18 protein-coding genes are annotated in these 20,352 nt (G+C 45.9%); all 18 read left to right on the top strand.

All coding sequences use genetic code 11. The features are described 5' to 3' along the window. Window positions 1-203: 203 nt before the first annotated feature. Entirely contained in the window at window positions 204-1,502 is a 1,299-nt protein-coding gene (gene serS / locus C170_RS28085; RefSeq protein ID WP_036616737.1) for a serine--tRNA ligase, read from the top strand. A gap of 273 nt (window positions 1,503-1,775) precedes the next feature. Beyond that, window positions 1,776-2,882 (top strand): Ig-like domain-containing protein, encoded by a 1,107-nt coding sequence (locus C170_RS28090; protein ID WP_036616739.1) that lies wholly within the window; start codon window positions 1,776-1,778, stop codon window positions 2,880-2,882. A gap of 386 nt (window positions 2,883-3,268) precedes the next feature. Next, complete coding sequence (locus tag C170_RS28100) at window positions 3,269-3,820, top strand: GrpB family protein (protein WP_036616743.1); 552 nt, start codon at window positions 3,269-3,271, stop codon at window positions 3,818-3,820. A gap of 4 nt (window positions 3,821-3,824) precedes the next feature. Continuing rightward, window positions 3,825-4,232 carry a ribosomal maturation YjgA family protein gene (locus C170_RS28105; RefSeq protein ID WP_036616746.1) on the top strand — a complete coding sequence of 136 codons (408 nt, stop codon included), beginning with the start codon at window positions 3,825-3,827 and terminating at the stop codon, window positions 4,230-4,232. A 28-nt stretch (window positions 4,233-4,260) separates the two neighbouring features. Next, entirely contained in the window at window positions 4,261-4,818 is a 558-nt protein-coding gene (locus tag C170_RS28110; protein ID WP_036616749.1) for a GNAT family N-acetyltransferase, read from the top strand. Between the two features lie 51 nt (window positions 4,819-4,869). Beyond that, entirely contained in the window at window positions 4,870-5,199 is a 330-nt protein-coding gene (locus C170_RS28115) for a DUF952 domain-containing protein (protein WP_036616752.1), read from the top strand. A 68-nt stretch (window positions 5,200-5,267) separates the two neighbouring features. Next, complete coding sequence (locus C170_RS28120; RefSeq protein WP_036616755.1) at window positions 5,268-5,858, top strand: DUF1572 family protein; 591 nt, start codon at window positions 5,268-5,270, stop codon at window positions 5,856-5,858. Further along, the gene (locus C170_RS28125; protein WP_036616758.1) at window positions 5,855-6,445 is read left to right on the top strand and encodes a histidine phosphatase family protein; all 591 of its coding nucleotides are present in this window, start codon (window positions 5,855-5,857) and stop codon (window positions 6,443-6,445) included. Before C170_RS28120 ends, C170_RS28125 begins: the two co-directional genes overlap by 4 nt. A 61-nt stretch (window positions 6,446-6,506) precedes the next feature. Further along, entirely contained in the window at window positions 6,507-7,223 is a 717-nt protein-coding gene (pxpB, locus tag C170_RS28130) for a 5-oxoprolinase subunit PxpB (protein ID WP_051447445.1), read from the top strand. Continuing rightward, window positions 7,220-8,251 carry a biotin-dependent carboxyltransferase family protein gene (locus C170_RS28135; protein ID WP_036616761.1) on the top strand — a complete coding sequence of 344 codons (1,032 nt, stop codon included), beginning with the start codon at window positions 7,220-7,222 and terminating at the stop codon, window positions 8,249-8,251. Before pxpB ends, C170_RS28135 begins: the two co-directional genes overlap by 4 nt. After that, window positions 8,251-9,024, top strand: a complete 774-nt coding sequence (locus C170_RS28140) for a LamB/YcsF family protein (RefSeq protein WP_036616764.1) — start codon at window positions 8,251-8,253, stop codon at window positions 9,022-9,024. The genes C170_RS28135 and C170_RS28140 overlap by 1 nt, the downstream gene beginning before the upstream one ends. An 86-nt stretch (window positions 9,025-9,110) precedes the next feature. Beyond that, on the top strand, window positions 9,111-9,569 hold the full coding sequence (locus C170_RS28145) for an NUDIX domain-containing protein (protein WP_036616766.1): 459 nt from the start codon (window positions 9,111-9,113) through the stop codon (window positions 9,567-9,569). Window positions 9,570-10,025: 456 nt separating this feature from the next. Further along, window positions 10,026-10,442, top strand: a complete 417-nt coding sequence (locus C170_RS28150) for a pyridoxamine 5'-phosphate oxidase family protein (protein ID WP_017690978.1) — start codon at window positions 10,026-10,028, stop codon at window positions 10,440-10,442. A 477-nt stretch (window positions 10,443-10,919) separates the two neighbouring features. Beyond that, window positions 10,920-13,199, top strand: a complete 2,280-nt coding sequence (locus C170_RS28155) for a bifunctional 2',3'-cyclic-nucleotide 2'-phosphodiesterase/3'-nucleotidase (protein WP_081746072.1) — start codon at window positions 10,920-10,922, stop codon at window positions 13,197-13,199. A gap of 205 nt (window positions 13,200-13,404) precedes the next feature. Continuing rightward, window positions 13,405-14,463, top strand: a complete 1,059-nt coding sequence (locus C170_RS28160) for an EAL domain-containing protein (protein ID WP_036616769.1) — start codon at window positions 13,405-13,407, stop codon at window positions 14,461-14,463. Window positions 14,464-14,635: 172 nt separating this feature from the next. Then, window positions 14,636-16,723 (top strand): methyl-accepting chemotaxis protein, encoded by a 2,088-nt coding sequence (locus C170_RS28165; RefSeq protein ID WP_036616771.1) that lies wholly within the window; start codon window positions 14,636-14,638, stop codon window positions 16,721-16,723. A 151-nt stretch (window positions 16,724-16,874) separates the two neighbouring features. After that, entirely contained in the window at window positions 16,875-18,167 is a 1,293-nt protein-coding gene (locus tag C170_RS28170) for an arsenic transporter (protein ID WP_036616772.1), read from the top strand. A gap of 306 nt (window positions 18,168-18,473) precedes the next feature. After that, window positions 18,474-20,339, top strand: a complete 1,866-nt coding sequence (locus C170_RS28175; RefSeq protein ID WP_036616775.1) for a BglG family transcription antiterminator — start codon at window positions 18,474-18,476, stop codon at window positions 20,337-20,339. Window positions 20,340-20,352: the final 13 nt, after the last annotated feature.

A 20,352-nucleotide genomic window follows, 5' to 3' on the forward strand; every position in this document is an offset into this window, starting at 1 on the left:
TGAAGAGCATCCAACTCGGAGGCGTTTTCGCCAGGGGAGCGATATTTCCCCAAGTTAACCGGAACCGCCCGTTATCGCGGACCAAGAGGCTGGAAGCAGGATTTCCTGATTCAGCAAGTTGGGTGGCACCGCGAGCAGAGCGCTCCTCGTCCCAAGGGATGAGGGCGCTCTTTGTATTTTTACAGCCAAAGGAGACGGTGACCATGTTAGAAATGAAATGGATTCGGGCACATGCAGAAGAGGTTCAGGCAGCGGCAGACGGGAAAAAAATCAAGATCAACATTCGCACATTGTTAGAGCGGGATGAGGAACGTAGAGCACTTTTGCAGGAATCTGAAGAAGGACGCAGATTGCGCAATACGTTATCCGGGGACATTGGCAGACTCATGCAAGCGGGGAATCGGGAACAGGCCGAGGGTTTGCGGGCTCGGGTGAAACAGATCAATGAACAGTTGGAACAGGTGGAAGCGAGGCTCGCCCCTGTGCAGGAGGAAGTAACCAAGCTGCAATGGCTGGTACCCAATATCGTATCTCCGGATACCCCAAAAGGTACGTCAGACGCGGATAATGTGGAGCTGCGACGTGTGGGAGAGGTGCCAACGTTCGAGTATAACATCAAAGATCACGTGGAACTTGGGGAGTTGCACGATCTCATCGATATTCCCCGTGGAGTTAAGATTGGCGGTACGCGAAGCTATGTATTAAAAGGCGCTGGCCTGTTATTACATCGAGCAGTACAGCAACTTGCGCTTGATTTGCTTCTGAAGCACGGCTTCACACCGATGGAGGTTCCGCTGATGGTCAGGGAGGATGCGCTGGTGAACACCGGATTCTTCCCGACCGGTCGAGATCAGGTCTATGAACTCGAAGGGGAGAACAAGTGGCTGGTGGGAACTTCTGAAGTGCCGCTGGTCTCGTATTATGCGGATGAGATTGTCGATGTTCAAGAGCCTGTGAAGCTGGCCGCGGTATCGACGTGTTTCCGCAGTGAAGTTGGCTCCGGCGGACGGGATGTACGCGGATTGTACCGTGTGCACCAATTTGCCAAAGTTGAGCAGGTCATTCTCTGTGCTCCTGATGCGGAAGAATCGGAGCGCATGTTGCAAGAGATTACAGGACACGCCGAAGAATTGCTGCAATTACTGGAACTGCCGTATCGCGTTGTCGCTGTATGTACCGGGGATATGTCGCAGAAAACGTACAAACAGTATGACATCGAGACCTGGATGCCAAGCCGTGGTGCATATGGAGAAACGCATTCGTCGTCGAATCTGCATGATTTTCAGGCGCGCCGTTCAAATATTCGTTGCCTCGATGCCGAAGGCAAGTTGGTCTACTGTCACACCTTGAATAATACGGCGGTGGCATCGCCGCGTATCCTGATTCCTTTGCTTGAGAATCATCAGCAGGAGGATGGAAGCATTCACATTCCGGCAGCCCTGCGGCCCTATATGGGCGGGGCCGAGAGCTTGATTTTGCCAGAGCAGGAAGAAGTGAAGTAGAGAGGTTAGGTAACGCTTTAGTAATTCAAAAAGGGGATGTTCCACACGTTATGTTGCATGTGACGATGGGCATCCCCTTTTAAACTGAAATAGTATTTACATAAACCAAGCTCCTACTATGTCGGGCTAAATTCAAAAGTTTTTATAACGATTACACGCTAATCTCATGAATTGTTCCAAGACTCTCATTCACGTTATTCAACTTTATGCAATTCGTATCCGATATAATATAATAGAAGTAAAATATTGGATTATGGGAGTTGGAAATTAAAAATGAATAGAATCAAACTGGCGCTTCGAGGCACACTTGCTCTAATTATGGCATTAACAATACTGGTCCCTTCGTTGGCCTTGGCGGCTACTGGTGACGTGAAATCGATTGAAATAACCAATAGCAGCCCGCAGAAGATGAGTGTTTCCGAAACAGCTGCGCTTCAGGTGATGGCAACGGTAGAAGGTTTTGATAACAAGCAGGATGTTACCGAAGGCGTGACTTGGTCCACCAGTAATGCAGCAGTCGCGACGATGGTGAAAGGCAAAGTCAAGGCTGTGGCCGCAGGTGAAGCAACCATTTTTGCAGAAGTAGACGGGTCTAAAGCCCAGTTGGTTGTCCAAGTGCAGGAGAAGATCAAAAGCATCAAAGCTTCACCGAAATCCTACAGTTTTGTTAAAGGCAGTGAAAGCACCCTTCCGAAAGTAAGCATTACCCGTGCGAATGGAAAGGAAGAGGATGTGACGTCTGAGATTGTGTGGTCCGTATCCACTTCTTCGGCTGTGCTGGAAAACGGTAAAATCAAAGGCGTTACACCTGGCAGAGTATTGCTGCAAGGCAAGTACGGAACAACGATTGTGAAAGTTCCCGTTGCTGTGACGGACGAGATTACCAAAGTTGAGGTCACTCCTGCCACAATGCAGCTGAACATCAAGAAGTCCAAGGCGTTGAAGGTCATCGGCACCTACGCGAATGGTAAAACCATTAACCTTTCAAAACAAATCGTATGGACCTCTTCCAATACAAATGTAGCTATCGTGAAAAATGGAACCGTTAAGACGCTGACCGAGGGACAAGCCACCTTGACAGGAACTTATCAAAATCAGACAATAAAGGCAGAGGTTACCGTTGTACCATTGCTCAAAAAGCTGATTACAGGCCAGAAAAAACTGGTTTTGTCCCCACAGGGAAGTACAACGCTGAGTGTGATGGCACAGTATGATACGGGCAAGACCACTGTTGTGACCAACAGTGCGGTGTGGAGCAGCACAAAGCCGGGCGTAGCGACAGTAACAAATGGCAAGATCGTGGCTGTAGGCAAAGGTAAAACGTCCATCACGGCCAAGTGGGGCAACAAAAAAGTGACGATCCCTGTTACGGTAAAATAAATCTTCATATAATAAAGCATCTTGCATGATCCGAAAATTAGTTTCAGTACATGACATCGTTAAAATCATCAATATCATCAAGGTAACAGACAACCAAGGGGCGTAGACATACGCTCCTTTTTTGGATATATAGAAATATGTATCTGAAATGCCTTCTGCTTTAACAACTATATAAGGGGATTGGATGGGATGAATATGAAAGCTTCGATTATAAGCTCAGACGCTAACTCTAGTGATCTGGCTTACCTGAAATATCTTCTTTTATCCCTAAGTTCCATACTTACATTTCAACGGAGTACTACGATTAAGCGCATGAAGCAACGCACCTATGAAAAATACAGAGAAGGTTACCATTTAAAATGTCTTGGTGAAGAGGAGATACCTGAATGACAGATCCATTGCAACCGGAAAACTGGCCTGACTGGGCGACAGAGGCGGTAGAGATTGCTCCGGCCAACCCCAATTGGGATGCGCAGGCTCAGGAAGAAATCGGACAACTCAAACGTCTTCTACAGCAGTTTAATATCCATCAATTCGAACATATCGGAAGCACGTCCATTCCAGGGTTACCCGCCAAACCTATTATTGATCTGATGGCAGAGGTACAGTCATGGGACGACATGGATCTGATTGCGGATCAGCTGAATCCGTTGGGCTGGAACTACGTTCCGCCTGAACTGGATGGACGGGAGTACAGACGATTCTGGGTCAGGGTTAAGGATGGCAAGAGAGCTGTACACCTTCATCTAATGCGCCCGGGAGAAGAACGCTGGGATCGTCAAATTCGGTTTCGGGATGTGCTGAGAAAACGCCCAGATCTGGTGGAAGCGTACGCCGTCCTGAAAACGAAGCTTGCTGATGAGAACAAGGAAGATAGGGAATCGTATACCGCTGCCAAAACGCAATTTATTTTACAAGTGCTTGATGAAGGCGTGTGATTGATTGAAAAGCGTACTTATCAGAGACAGGCTGATCTATTTCTTCGCAGTCATGATGACCATGGCGGCAGGACTCACATCCAGACACTTCGGTGAACGATTGCCGGGTTGGGTGCATGAACATTTCGGGGATGCATGTTGGGCGGGCATGATTTATTTCGGAGTACGCATGGTGTGGCCTCATCGCAGCTTGGTATGGGCGATGTGTTTGAGCTGTGTATTCAGCTGGATGATTGAGTTCTCGCAGTTGATCCAGACGCCTTGGCTGATTGAGATACGCTCTACCGTATTAGGTGCGCTTATACTGGGACATGGGTTTCTGGTAATTGATCTGATTCGATATACGGTCGGTATTCTGTGCATGGTTATGATAGATCGTTATTTCCTGAGAAATAAGATGGCTGGATCATGAACTCAAGTGAATCATGGAGGTGTGCTGAATGAATGTAGAAAAACTTTTTGCCGACTTGCCCGAATTCGAAACACAGCGGTTAAAGCTGAGGCGGCTTACGATGGATGATCTTGATGAATATTATGCGTTTGCCTCTGATCCGCGAGTGAGTCAGCAAAGCTTGTGGAACTACCATGAGACGGTGGAGGATTCAATTCAATATATTCAGCGGGTGCTGGATAATTATGAACGGAAAACGGTACATATCTGGGCTTTTGTTTTGAAGGAAACAGGGACCTTGATCGGGAGGGGTGGCATTTTTCATCTCAGCGAACCCATGCAGAGTGCTGAACTAGGGTACGCGATAGCCAGCAGTCACTGGGGTAAGGGGCTCGCAGCAGAAGCGATGCAACCCATCGTGGATTATTGCTTTCGGGAACTGGACTGCAATCGGTTGGAGGGGAAATGTAATGCAGGCAACATAGGCTCTGCACGCGTAATGGAGAAGCTGGGTATGTCGTACGAAGGTTTGCTACGCAAACAGTTGAAGATCAAAGGTGTATTTACGGATCAAAAATTGTACTCCCGTATCCGGGATGATCTATAATACTTCCAATGACTCATAGGGTACATCGCAGAAATTGAAGGAGGCAGAACCATGATCTATAGTATTATTTCCCGTTCGTTGTGGGAGCAAGTGTCAAAGGGGAGTGTGTATGCACCAGATAGCCTGGAGACGGACGGATTCATTCATTGTTCCACCAAGGAACAGATTCCATGGGTAGCCGGGCAATATTATGCAGGCCGCACGGATCTATTATTACTTAGTATTGATGAGAAGGCGTTAGAGCCAGAACTGGTGTATGAGGATCTCTACGAATTAAATGAACTATATCCACATATCTATGGAGAGCTCAATTTGGATGCGGTTCGCAAAGTCATTCCATTTGAACCGAATGCAGACGGTACATTCTCATTTCCTGAATAAATAACATGTGACGCTTCTATTTGGACGTGATCTGGGGGCATTATACTTTTTCGAAGGGTGGTTAACGGATGGATATGAATCAGGTTTTTCTGGAGACAGCCGAGAAGCAATTCTTGTATTACAAGCAGCTCGGGGAAAAAGCCATGGCACAACTGGATTCCGAGCAATTGTTTCAATCCTGGAATGAAGACGCGAACAGCATTGCGGTAATCGTAAAACATCTATGGGGCAATATGCTGTCCCGCTGGACGGATGTACTGACAACAGATGGTGAGAAACCGTGGCGTGAACGGGACGCCGAGTTCGTGAATGATATTTCTTCCCGGGAAGAGTTGCTCTCCAAATGGGAGGAAGGCTGGAATTGTCTACTCGAATCCATTCGTTCGTTTACCCCGGAACAATTGTCTCATATCATATATATTCGGAATGAAGGTCATACCGTGATGGAGGCCATTATTCGGCAATTAGCACATTATCCGTATCATGTTGGGCAGATTGTATTTGCCGCGAAAATGCTTAAAGAAACAGCTTGGGACAGTCTCTCGATTCCGAGAAATGGGTCAGATCAATATAACGGCGGCAAATTTGCCAAACCGAAGGCACGCAAACATTTTACAGAAGATGAACTTCATATAGAAAAAGGTGAGGAACAACAATGACTCAAATTGCATTGATTCGCCATGGAAGTACAGCGTGGAATAAGGAAAAACGTTCGCAGGGACAGACGGATAATCCGCTGGATCAGGAAGGCAGGGAACAGGCGGTATTACTTGCCGCGAGACTGGCCGACGAATCCTGGGATGCCATCTATGCAAGTGACTTGGAACGTGCAAGTGAGACAGCTCGCATCATTGGTGATCGCTTGGGTATTCAGGAGATTCATCTGGACCCTAGACTTCGCGAGATGGGCGGAGGACAGGTCGAAGGAACAACGGAAGAGGAACGGTTAGCCAAGTGGGGAGCGGACTGGAGTACCCTGGATCTTGGACGGGAGCTTGCAGATGCAGGGACTGTTCGAGGCAGTGCGGTGCTTGAAGATATTGTACAGCAGCACCCCGATGGAAGAGTGATCGTTGTCAGTCACGGAGCCGTTCTGCGGAATACACTGCGAGGTCTGGTGCCTGAACTGGATATCAGTGTGAAGCTGTCCAACACATCCATTACCCGGATCGCCAAGAATGAGAATGTGTGGCAATGCGAACTGTACAATTGCAGCGTACATTTGGATTCGTCCAGGGAGTCTTAATAGATGGATGCTCTGACGTTAAAACGCTAGCAAATTTTGTGGACAAAAGGGGAGATGGCGCATGACCGAATTGACGTATTCATGGACGGAGGAGATTTTATCTCCGCTGGGTGAGACAGCGGTTATCATCCAGTGCGGGGATCAATTGTCTGACGCTGCGCAGCGCAGAGTGATGTCTGTATGTGCTTTGCTGGAAAAAAGCACTTTGCCAGCCATGATCGAATGGGTGCCTACATATACGTCCGTTACAGTATTTTATAATCCGTTCATCTCCTCTTACCCAGAGTTATGCCGGATTCTGCTTCAGCAGTTGAATCAAATGAAGGAATCCGTACAATACAAACCCAGAACGGTCACGATTCCCGTATGTTATGGTGGCGAGTGGGGCCCTGATCTGGACTACGTTGCCAGTGAAAATGGACTGACCGCAGAGGACGTTATCGCGATTCATACATCAGGGGAGTATCTCGTACATATGATTGGATTTGCACCGGGTTTTCCGTATCTCGGCGGTTTGTCTGAACAGATTGCTACGCCCAGACGGGCAACGCCAAGGCTTCGGGTTGAGGCGGGCACAGTAGGTATCGGTGGCAAACAGACAGGAATCTATCCAGTGGATACACCCGGGGGATGGCAATGTATTGGACAAACGCCACTCCGGTTGTTTCGGCCGGAAGAGAACGTACCGAGTTTGCTGGTAGCAGGTGATCGGGTTCGATTCAAACAGATTACGATGCAGGACTATCTGGCGTTGAAGCGGAAGGAGGGCGAACGATGAGTATTGAATTGATTCGCCCTGGTCTGTTATCTACCGTTCAGGATGAAGGCAGAACCGGTTATCGCCGGTATGGTATTCATTCTGGCGGGGTCATGGACACCTTTGCAGCCAGAGCAGCCAATATGCTTGTGGGCAACTCCCGACATGCGGCAGTACTGGAGATGACGATGACGGGGCCAGAGCTTCGATTTCAGGAGAGCCAGCTAGTCTCGTTATGTGGAGCCGATCTGACGGCAACGGTGGATCATCTGCCTGTACCCTTGTGGCGTCCGGTGCTGGTGCGGGCTGGAAGTGTACTGAAGTTTGGTCAATGTCGTCATGGTTTGCGTGGATATCTGGCGATTGCGGGTGGAATAGCTGTGCCTGAAGTGATGGGCAGTCGAAGTACAGACCTCAAGACAGGTCTTGGCGGTGTGGAGGGCCGAGCCTTGCGCGTGGGGGATCTGTTATCCAATGGTGAACTTTCTGTCGAAGCGCAAGGCTGGATGCATCGTATGGAGCAGCAGGTAAAGGAGAGTGAGCGGGACCACCGAATATTGGCGCCTGCGTGGCTTTTATCTGAACGTGAAAGACCTGACTATTATGGGCAACCTGTTATTCGTGTGATGGAGAGCAAGGATAGTTTGCTGTTCAGTAAGGCAAGTCTGGGACAATTCTATGCCGAAAAATACGTGATTTCTTCGCAATCCGATCGGATGGGCTACCGCTTGCAAGGCTCCATACTGGAGCTGGATCAGCCCCTGGATCGGCTGTCTGAAGCCGTTACCTATGGCACGGTGCAGGTGCCACCGGATGGTCAGCCCATCATCTTGATGGCGGACCATCAGACGATTGGAGGTTATCCTGTCATTGCACAGGTAGCTCGGGTGGATATGCCAATCCTGGCTCAGACTAAGCCAGGAACCCAAATTTCTTTTAAAAAGATTACGCATGATCAAGCTGGACAGTTGTATATTGAACAGGAAATCAATATGCAGCTCATGGATAAGTTGATACGCAGAAGAATGGCAGGAATGGGGGACGCTTAATGAATACCTCGAAAACCTTGGATATCAATTGTGATCTGGGCGAAAGTTATGGTATATATCGGACGCTGTCGGACGAGGCCGTTCTACCCTTGATTACATCAGCCAATATTGCCTGCGGATTTCATGCAGGGGACCCGGCTACAATGCGCCTGACGGTGGTGAGGGCATTGGAGCATCAGGTGGCGATTGGAGCCCACCCCGGGTTGCCGGATTTGCAAGGGTTTGGGAGAAGACGTATGGACATTACGCCACGGGAAGCATATGACATGGTGGTGTATCAAATCGGTGCGCTGGATGCATTTGTCCGGGCAAGTGGAGGGCGAATGCATCACGTAAAACCGCATGGAGCTTTATATAATATGGCCGCAGAAGATATGAAGCTTGCTGAAGGAATCGCCGAGGCGATCTATCAAGTGCAGCCTGATCTGTATTTGTATGGTCTGGCGGGCAGTGAGCTGATTCACGCTGCGGATCGCATCGGTATGCGCAGTGTGAGCGAGGTGTTTGCGGATCGAACCTATGGAGTGGATGGTAAGCTAACCCCTCGAAGCCAAGCAGGAGCCCTCATTGAAGAGTCGGGACAAGCGATTGCTCAAGTGCTTCGGATGGTGAAAGACGAAGTCGTTGTATCCACGGATGGTACGTTGGTTCCCATTAAGGCAGAGACGGTCTGTATCCACGGTGACGGAGCAAACGCTCTCGCATTTGCTCAAGAGATTCGTCGTGTGCTGGAATCGGAAGGCATTAAATTATCTGCGCATACCACGGGATGATAACCATGTTCAGCAGAACAACAGTAGTATCAGGTTGTTCGGATTGAACTTTGAAATTTTGGAATGACAAGGAGTGAATGAACAGAATGAAACCCATACGCAACTCGGCAAAGGCTGTCATTGTGCAGGATGGACAATTGCTGGTCATCCGGCTGGAAGACCAGTATGGTACCGCTTATGTGTTCCCAGGTGGAGGACAGGAGAAAGGTGAAGAACTCAAGGATGCGGTCGCGCGCGAATGTTTGGAGGAGATCGGTCAGGCCGTGAATGTGGGAGAGCTGTTACATATCCGGGAGTATATCGGAAAAAATCATGAATTCGCCGAGTGGGATGCAGACATCCACCAGGTTGAATTTTATTTTGCGTGCAGCCTGATCGATCCCGCTGCAACTATTTTTGAAGGCTCCAATCCAGACGACCACCAAGTCGCTGTGGAATGGATTGCCCTTGAAGAGCTGTCCCAGATTCGTTTATATCCAAAAACCATTGGTGAGTTGCTGCTTAAATCGGATTCTTCATCAATCTATCTTGGAGATTTGAATTAAATCAGCCAAGAAGAAATATCGTGCTAACCCCTTTATGTAAACATTTTTATAAAGAACTTTTCCAATTTTGTCACGTTAGCGTATCGGTTCATGGATTCACCATAGGTGAGGTGGGTACACTATAAGTACAGGCTTATTACAAAAGCATTTGCATTAAGCTGTCTATAGTAATACGAGAATAATGAGCTGTCATTAAACACAAAGAGATAGTAACAACTACACTTCTCTTGTACTTTTTATTATTCACCCTTAATTGGAAGAACGGTAGACGTAGTGGAGGGGACGGAATCGATTCTGAGGAAGCAAAGCGTTCGCCTTTATCACCGGATTTTCCCTTTGAGAAAAGGGAATCAAAAAAATCTGGGGATAACAGCGATCCAAAGAACGATCCGTACCCGCAACGGCCGCCTACAAGAGTTCTTCCAACATCCCCCCAAACCGAAAGGAGCACTTCCCATGAACCAGACTGAATTGGAACAAAACATTGTAAAAGCATTGGAAAACAACCCTTTTTGCAGCTTCTCCACTGTGGAGAATGGTAAACCGAAATCCCGCTATATGGCGCTTTTCAACGATGGACTGAACATTCATCTGGCAACGAACCGCCGTACACATAAAGTAGAGGAACTGGAGAATAATCCGAATGTTAGCCTGCTACTAGGTTATGAGGCTGGTGGTTCCAAGGAAGTAGTTGAGATTGAAGGAACCTGTGAAGTGACAAAGAACGAAGGCTTGCGTGAGCAAGTGTGGAACGATGAACTGAAGGCGTGGTTCGATGGACCTAATGATCCGAACTATGTCATTCTGGACATCACCCCGGCTCGTATCGAATATACAGGGAAAGATCATGAACATCATGTGTGGGAACAATAATCCGAATATGAACATAACCTCTGCAAAGTAGCGTCCTTATGCGAAAATACGCGCAGAGTTTAATCCAACCGTGAAAGCCATTAAGGTTTCACGGTTTTTGGTATGGATGAATAACGCTGAATTGGATATACATGTAAGGCACATGTAATATACGTATTTTAAAGATAATAAGCACTAAATACCTACTAAAATGTTGAAAAAAATGTCGAATTCACGCATGATAATGTAAACTTACCTAGGTATGTGCGGGTAATGTAAAAAATAATGCTTTTCAATGGCTGATCATTGCGTTATGATTTGGAAAGTAAACGACAAGCACAGACATAAATAGATGTTCATGTGAGATAAACTTACCTGAAATTCCGATGCATGTCATCAGAGCGTCAGTACGCACAACCCATGAAATCTATCTTTTTTCTGCGCTCTTCGTTTGCCCATTAATGCATGATTCAATGTACATAACCGGGAGGGGTTATTTTGAAAATGAGAAAAAAAGTATTATCAAGCCTGACTGCCGCTTTGGTTGCATTAAACGTGCTTGCGGTATTTCCGGTACCTGTGTCGGCTGCGGATGCTGCCAAAGTTAAACTGCGGATCATGGAAACCACAGACATTCATACCAACCTGGTTAACTATGACTACTATTCCGACAAAGAGACAGACCAGTATGGACTCGCCAAAACAGCTACACTGATTAAGAAAGCCCGTGACGAGGAGAAGAACAGCCTGCTGTTTGATAATGGGGATCTGATTCAGGGGAATCCGCTGGGAGACTACTCTGCGAAAATTGATCCACTGAAAAAGGGTGAGACTCACCCTGTATATAAAGCGATGAATCTGCTCGATTATGATGCAGGTAACATCGGTAACCATGAATTCAACTATGGTCTGGACTTCTTGGACATGACGCTGGAGGGAGCAAACTTCCCTTACATTAATGCCAATGTCTATGTAGACGATGGTGATGATGATGAGACAAATGACAAGAACTATTTCACACCATATGAGATTTTGGATAAAAAAGTAACGGATGAGACTGGCAAAGAACATACGATCAAAGTAGGTGTGATCGGATTTGTACCGCCACAAATCATGCAGTGGGACAGTGCCAACCTTGAAGGTAAGGTCATCGCCAAAGACATTATTGCTACTGCGAAAAAATTCATTCCTGAAATGAAAGCCAAAGGTGCCGACATTATTGTAGCTATTCCTCACTCCGGATTTGAGGAAATTCCTCAAACGGATCTGATGGAGAACTCCGTTCTGTATCTGAGCCAAGTTGAAGGCATTAATGCTATTCTGTTTGGACATGCCCACAAAGTGTTCCCAAGTGCTGATTTTTCCGGCAAAAAAGGGGTAGACCTGGAGAAGGGCACCATTAACGGCGTTCCTGCTGTAGAGCCAGGATTCTGGGGGGATCACCTGGGGATTATTGATCTGGATCTAGAACAAGTGGATGGCAAATGGAAAGTGGTCGATTCCAAAACGGAAGCACGCCCAATCTATGACACAGCCAACAAAAAACCACTGGTAGAGGCTGATCAGGATATCATTGATGCGGTTCATGAAGAGCATGAAGGTACATTGGAGTATGTTCGTGGTCCGGTGGGCGAAACGACTGCACCCATCAACAGCTTCTTCGCTCTGGTTCAGGATGATCCATCCATTCAGATCGTAACGAATGCACAGAAATGGTATGTCGAAAAACATATGCAAGGTACGGAATATGAGAAAATCCCTGTATTGTCCGCAGGTGCACCGTTCAAAGCCGGTGGACGTTCAGGCGCTTCGTATTACACGAATATTCCTAAAGGCACCATTGCCATCAAAAACGTTGCTGACCTGTACGTGTATCCAAATACGGTACATGCTGTAATGGTTAACGGCGCAGAACTGAAAGAATGGCTGGAATGGTCTGCAGGTCAGTTCAACCAGATCGACCCGGCTAAAGGTGGACAACAACAACTGATCAACAATGACTTCCCAACGTACAACTTCGATGTTATCGATGGTGTAACGTATCAGATTGATGTGACACAACCAGCCAAGTATGACGGCAAAGCAACCGTTGTAAATGCATCGGCAAGCCGGATCAAGGATCTGAGTTTTAACGGTAAACCGATTGACCCAGCGCAAAAATTCATCGTAGCGACAAATAACTACCGTGCTTCTTCGTCCAAGCTGGCTAACCCGGACGGTAAACGTATCGTTCTGGCTGCACCGGATGAGAACCGTCAAGTGATCATCGACTACATCCGTGAGAATAAAACGATTAATCCGGCAGCGGACGGTAACTGGTCCCTGGCACCAATTAAGCCATCTGCTGGGTTAACCGCAGCAGCGCTGAACGATCTTGAAGTTGTGTTTGCTTCTTCCCCGGATGCAAAAGATCTGGTTGAAGCAAACCCGGCGATGTCTTTCATTGGTACAAATGATGATGGTTTTGCTGAATACGGCATGAAATTGACTGGAGAAGCAACAACAACTCCGAAACCAGGTACGGAGCCTGCTCCAACACCTACAAAGCCAACTAAACCTACGGAGCCGACTACTCCAACCAAACCAACGACCAAGCCACAGCCTGAGAAACCAGCGGGCGGCAAAGTGGTATATGTGGTGAAAAAAGGCGATAACTTGTACCGCATAGGTTTGAAATATGGTGTAGACTGGCGCAAGCTTGCGACAGCTAACCAAATCTCAAATGTGCATAACCTGAAAGTTGGACAGAAAATCGTGATTCCCGCTTCTAAAGTTTAATAAGTTGAGGGAGACCGACAGTCATCAGACTGTCGGTCTTTTTTTCTGCAAATTTGAATATATTTGTTCCAAGAACCGTCATACAGGAAGTCATCAAAACAGTAGAGATTAATTTTAAGACCCATGATATAATATTTACAAACTTTGGGTATATACAAGTGAACATTAATGGACATGGAATCTAAATTGGCAAGGGGGGTCCTACATGAATTGCAGTGGCTGCAGTCCAATCTATCCTATAGAGGGCCAAGGTACCTTGTACTTGCGTCCCATTTCCCCCGCTTTGCTGGAAGCGCTACAAACGCCGGGAAGACTTATCGAGACGTCGGATGACATGATGTGGATGGATTTTTCGAATCTTGAGACGGTTCAGAATTTAATAAAAGAGATCGGCGAAATTGATCCGACATTACGTGATTCCCTAACTGTTCAAATTATGCCTATTTACGAACAGGTTAATGAAGAAAGCTGGATTAGTCTAACCATGCAGGAGTCCCGTTTCAAACATGCGGAGCTTGTTTCCATTATTCTGGAGCATCAATTCAGCAGTCATATGCAACCCATCGTTGATGCATCGGAGCAGATTATCGGATATGAGTTTTTGCTTCGTCCTGCTGAGAATGGAAAATCCTTCAGTTCCTATGAATTATTTGAAGTTGCGCGTGAGACCGGACTACATTCTTTTCTGGATCGATTGGCGCGTATTACTGCTATTGAGACCAGTGCCCTTTTTCTGCCGCATGGTGTCAAACGCTTCGTCAATTTCCTGCCTTCCTCCATATACAATCCCGAATATTGTCTGACACATACGTTTGAAGCGATTGAACGCCTTTCGCTGGACCCCAAAGATTTTGTGTTTGAAGTCGTGGAAACAGAGCAGATTCATCATATGCCCATCTTGCAGCAAATATTTGAGGTATATCGTTCCCGTGGAATGTCGGTTGCACTGGATGATGTGGGTGCCGGATATTCGACAATAGAGCTGATGAATCGGTTAGAACCGGATTTTGTCAAAATAGATCGAAGTCTTATTGACCGTTGTGATCAGGATTCGACCAAACAAGAGAAAATTCTTCACATTGTTGAGATGTCGAGTCGATTTGGAGGGCAAGTCCTTGCCGAGGGGATCGAACGGATGGAAGAGTTTGAATTCTGTCGTTCCATAGGTATTGAGCTTGCACAGGGCTACTATTTTGGTAAACCCTCGGCACAACCCCCAGGCGGTCCGTACTCTAATACTTCATCTATTTCATGGAATAATTAGTAACCTGTACCTTGTACAAGTCGCTTCTGATCAGAGGTGGCTTGTTTGGCGTGCCTGCACATTTTTCTCTCAAATAAATACCCTCATTTAGCCGATATATAAGATAAGCCTTTAGATTGATCCATACATACAAAGAAAGAGGGCATTTTTACATTTTGAGGGGGAGAAAGACATGAGTGAAACTCAGGATAATAAACCAATGAAAGCAGCGAAACCTGCCAAACCAAAACATAGTCAAAATAAAAAGAAGAAAAAGAAAGGTTTTGTCTGGAATATAAGGAACAAACTATTGGTCTCCTTCCTGGCCGTTCTACTCCTGCCAAGCTTGGCAGTCGGCTTAATCACACTAACGATGGCTGAAGATGGCGTACAAGGACAATTAGTGGATAGTGCCATGCAAAGTGTGAGCACTGCCAATACCATTGTAGAAAGCCAAGTGAATTACAAGATTCATGACATTAACTATTTCGCGGATGCTCTTGATCCGAGCCTGATCAAAGGGGAGAACGATAGTCCCGAGCTTCAGTTGAAACTGGAGCAATATCTGGGCTTGCATCCCGATGCCATGAATATTTTTGTAGGAACAACAGACGGAGTCATGGTTCGAGGTAAACCAACAGCGAGCAGCACACGGGGAGATGCTTATGATCCTAGGGAGCGGGAGTGGTACAAACTAGCGATGGAAAAGCCAGGTACAGCTGTTGTATCAGCGGTGTCTGTTAATACCGATGGTGTTGCAGTTGTGTTTATCTCCAAAACATTAAAGGATCAATCCGGTGTCATCGGTTTATCTCTGGACCTGACAGACCTGCAAGAGCAGGCATCCATTAAGGTGGGCAAAGAAGGCTACGTCATTATTATGGATGCAAACAAAAACTATGTCGTATCCCCTGTAGCAGATGCAGGTACGCCGGAAACGAGCGGCACCCTTGATGAGATGTATCAGAGTCAAGAAGGTCAATTCGATTACGTGTACAACGATCAGCCGAAGATGATGATTTTCTCAACAAATGAAGCAACGGGCTGGAAAATTGCCGGCACGATGTTCAAGAGTGAAATAACCAATGCGAGTAAGGATATTCGCATGGCCACATTTATTGTTATTCTGGCGGCTACGTTCCTTACGCTCCTCTTTATTATCTGGTTTACACGCTCCATGCTGCGCCCAATCAAGCGTCTGCAGGAATCAGCGAGAGCCGTGAGTAAAGGTGACTTGACCGTGAAAATGGAAACAGGACGTAAAGATGAAGTCGGAGAACTTGCGAAGTATTTTGAACGTATGGTCGATAACCTTCGAATGATGATTCTGGGCGTACAGGAAACAACAGAGCAGGTATCTGCTTCTTCTCAAGAGTTGTCTGCCAGTGCAGAACAAACCACCAAAGCGATTGAACATTCAACACAGGCCATTCAGGAACTGGCTGAAGGTGCAGAGCAGCAGGTAAACAGCGTGAAAGACGGATCGGGACAGATGAGCCGAATGGCAGAAGATGTTCGAATGATGTCAGAGCGTGTGCAATCGATTACGGCAAATATGCGGCATACGTCCGGAGCGGCTTCTTCTGGTAATGAGGCAGCAGGACAGGCTGTGGAGCAGATGAACAGTATCCAGGAAACGGTGGAGCAGCTTGGGACGGTGGTTCAATCTCTGAATGCACGTTCCGTTGAGATTGGTAGCATGGTTGACGTCATTGCATCCATCTCCAAACAAACGAACTTGCTCGCATTAAATGCTTCTATTGAAGCGGCAAGAGCGGGGGATGCGGGTCGTGGGTTTGCAGTTGTAGCCGGTGAGGTACGCAAACTGGCAGAGGAATCCGGAAGTTCGGCAGCGCAGATTGGTGAGGTGGTTCATAATATCCGTCAGGACATGGATGCCGCTCTAATCGCCATGAATGCGGCTCAGACTCGGGTAGGAGAAGGAATTCAGGCCGTGAATACGTCAGGGCAATCTTTTGCTCAGATTCGGGAGGCAGTGGAAGATGCGGTTCATACATTGGATGACTTGTCCGCAACAACGAAACAACTGGAGAGTGGGGCTTCCCACGTTGCCAAGGCGATGAGTGATATTTCGAATGTGACCCAGGAATCGGCTGCAAATACAGAATCCGTGTCGGCATCTTCGCAAGAACAACTGGCATCGGTAGAAGAGATTGCATCATCCTCGGCACATCTGAATAGCATGGCGGAACAATTACAAGGACTGCTTGGCATGTTCAAGATGGTAGAGGATACACCGAAAGATAAGGGCAAAGAGTAAATCCTAGCATTTCAACACCACAATTTACCACACATTTTATAATAGAAGAAAATAAAGATAGACAATGTTCCTGTAGCCCTGTATAAATATATCGTCTGGTCATTCCGCGCATATAAATAATATATTGATACAGGGTACAGCAGGAGGCTCTATGGTATACGTAGCAATACTGATTTTTGTAGTGACGATCACCTTGGTAATCTGGCAACCTCGTGGATTGGGTATCGGTTGGACTGCCTCGGGTGGGGCATTGCTTGCCCTGCTATGTGGAGTTGTCAGCTTGAACGATGCCTCGGATGTGGCATCCATTGTATGGAATGCAACGCTGGCCTTTGTCGGCATTATTATGATTTCTCTCATTCTCGACGAGACGGGTTTCTTCGAATGGGCAGCCCTTCATATGGCTAGGCTGGCCGGAGGAGACGGTCGCAGACTGTTCCTCTACTCCATTCTGCTGGGAGCCGCGGTGTCTGCCTTGTTCGCGAATGATGGTGCGGCGCTCATTCTGACGCCAATTGTGCTGGCGATGGTGCGTGCATTGAAGTTTGATGAGCGCATGGTGCTGGCTTTTGTGATGGCGAGTGGATTTATCGCCGATACCACATCGTTACCGCTGGTCGTCAGCAATCTGGTTAACATTGTATCGGCCGATTTCTTTGGTATTACATTTGTGGAGTATGCGGTACGCATGGTTGTGCCCAATCTGTTCTCAATCGTAGCGAGTACGGGGATGCTGTTTTTGTTTTATCGCAAAAGCATACCCCTTCGCTACGACATCTCCGCGGCACGTGACCCGAAGGAAGCGATCCGTGATCCACGGATGTTCCGAATCGCCTGGTTCATGCTTGGGCTGTTATTGGTTGCCTATGCATCCAGTGAGTTTCTGCCAATTCCCGTGTCGGTTATCGTTGGCTCCGTTGCGTTGCTGTTCGCTTTACTGGCACGCAAGAGTGAGGCTGTTGATCTGAAACGGGTAATTAAGGAAGCGCCATGGTCGATTGTGGTGTTTTCGGTTGGCATGTATATCGTCGTATATGGACTGCGTAATGCAGGGTTAACGGATCACCTGAGCCGCTGGCTGGATGCCATAGCAGAGCATGGTCTGTTGGCTGCTTCGCTCGGGATGGGCATCATCGCTGCTGTATTATCATCGGTGATGAACAATCTGCCGACCGTGTTGATTAATCTGCTAGCCATACAGGGCGCGCATACCGAAGGTATCATTCAGGAAGCATTGATCTATGCCAATGTCATTGGTTCCGACCTGGGTCCCAAAATGACCCCGATTGGATCACTTGCCACATTGCTGTGGCTGCACGTGTTATCCCGTAAAGGTGTGAAGATCACATGGGGGTATTATTTCAAAGCAGGTATCGTCCTCACGATCCCGACATTGTTGATCACGTTGGCCGGATTGGCGTTGTGGCTCTGGATTATAGGTTAGTACAATCGTAATTACATTTTCAACTAGCACAGACCCTTAAGTGTCTGGAGTAGGTAGTGTTGTAAGGATCGCGCTTATTGTTATGGATGTAGTGGTACTATACACACAAACCAACCTTTTTAGAAGGTTGGTTTTTTTTGTTCTGTTTTCCTTACCAAACGATTCTTAAATAGAATACTAACTTAGAATTTAAAAAAAGTGGGTATCATAAACGAATACACGATCACTTCCTAACTATTAGGAAAGAGTATAGGCTTGGTGGATATAAAGCGCTTGCATTAGTATGTGTGTAAGGAGGAAAGCCAAATGAGAAAACGTTACATTAAGCTATTAGAGCATTTAAAACAATCTGAGCATGATTTTGTGAGTGGAAGCGAATTAGCTAATCTATTTGATGTAACGACTAGAACGATTCGCAATGACATCAAAGAAATGAATGAAAATTATCTAGATAAAGCAATGATTATTGGCAATACTCGCAAAGGATACAAGTTAGTCGGGGATTTATCCAGCCTGTATAAAAATGAAGATGATGACGAAGAAAGAGCATTTCATATTATCAAAGCACTGTTATCGCAGACTGATTTTATTACGTATGAGGATCTGGCTAGAACGCTTTATTTTTCGACTCAAACGATCCGTAAAGACGTGCAAAAATTAGTGCAAACGATTCAAGCAGAAAAGCAGAACATCGAAATTGAAGCGATTATCTTCCAAGGTATCCGGCTTAAAGGAAGCGAAGTTGAGAAACGGATTTTGCTCAAAAAACTAGTCACTACCGATTGTCTCAAACACATGCCGATAGACGAAGCACTGCAATACTATTTTGGCGATTGGTTCAACGAATCTTCTATTCATTTTATCTACGCTTGTATTGAAGAAGAGGTTGCCAAGTATAATTTATTGCTAAGTTTTCAAGAATTATTCTCGATCTGTGTGAATGTTTTGATCAGTCTTAAACGAGTAAGTCTTACACAAAAAATAACTGAACAGGATATGAGGTTGGATCATACAAGCTTTGAAGAATTAAAAATAGCCCAATCTATTCTGATCCGTCTGGCTCAAGAAATGGATATCCCTTTTGATGAATATGAGTATCAGTATTTAGGTTACCTGCTGATCGCATTGCAGATCTTACCTAAAAAAAATGAAGAAATCGGGCATGAACACGTGAATGAAATGGAACAAAAAATCAAATCAGTGATCCAAAAAGTTGGAGAGCAATATGGATTCATCAGCTACAAAAACCAAGAGTTACTTGATCGATTATTAGCTCATATTACCAAATCATTATACCCATTAAAGTATTATTTCCCTGTCGAAAATCCTTTTATTGCTCAAATAAAATCAGAATATACCAATGCTTATAATGTCGCAGTTGTGTTGGCAAAAGAATTGCAATTTTGCTTAAATATCAAAATACCCGAAAATGAAATCGGTTACTTGACGTTACACATAATGGGCATTATTGAGAACTCTCAAGATAACAGAAAACGGATTGCAATTATTTATGGCAAAAATCTATTAGTCGGCAAGCTATTGGAGCGTAAGATTAATCTCTATTTTCCGAATATTAGAATCGATAGTCTATTAGCTAATCATGAAATACATCTTCTTCCCGAAGAAATTGAAACGATTATCACAACGAGCGAGATTGCGGAACAACAGCAGTTAAATGTACAAAATATCATTCTGGTAAGTGAAATGATTACAAGTGATGATATGAAGAATATTTCGATTCAGTTAAATCGTGGACTACTCAAATATTATTTATCACCAGATGATGTTTTTTTCCTAAATGAAGACAATCCAATTGATTTGTTAAAAAAACTTACAGAACTAGGCGATATTCAGCATTTATATACCAGTATTGTGGAAAGAGAAAAAATGTCGAGTACCAATATTGGGAATTTGGTCGCGATGCCCCATCCATTTGATTGTGGAGATAACAAAAAACTACGTGTACTGGTAGCGATTAATAAGCAGAAAATGCTATGGGGTGATCAGATGGCGCAGATCATTTTTCTGTTTATTCCGCCGAAAAATCAGAAGGTGAATAACACCAAATTTTTCGAAGAAATTTACGATGTGTTTAAACAGACCAATATGACAGAAAAACTACTCCATATCACCAATTACGATGAATTTTTGGAAGTCTGGTCTTCCAAATAAATCTAGGAGGAAT

The organism is Paenibacillus sp. FSL H7-689, assembly GCF_000517905.1.
GTDB lineage: Bacteria > Bacillota > Bacilli > Paenibacillales > Paenibacillaceae > Paenibacillus > Paenibacillus amylolyticus.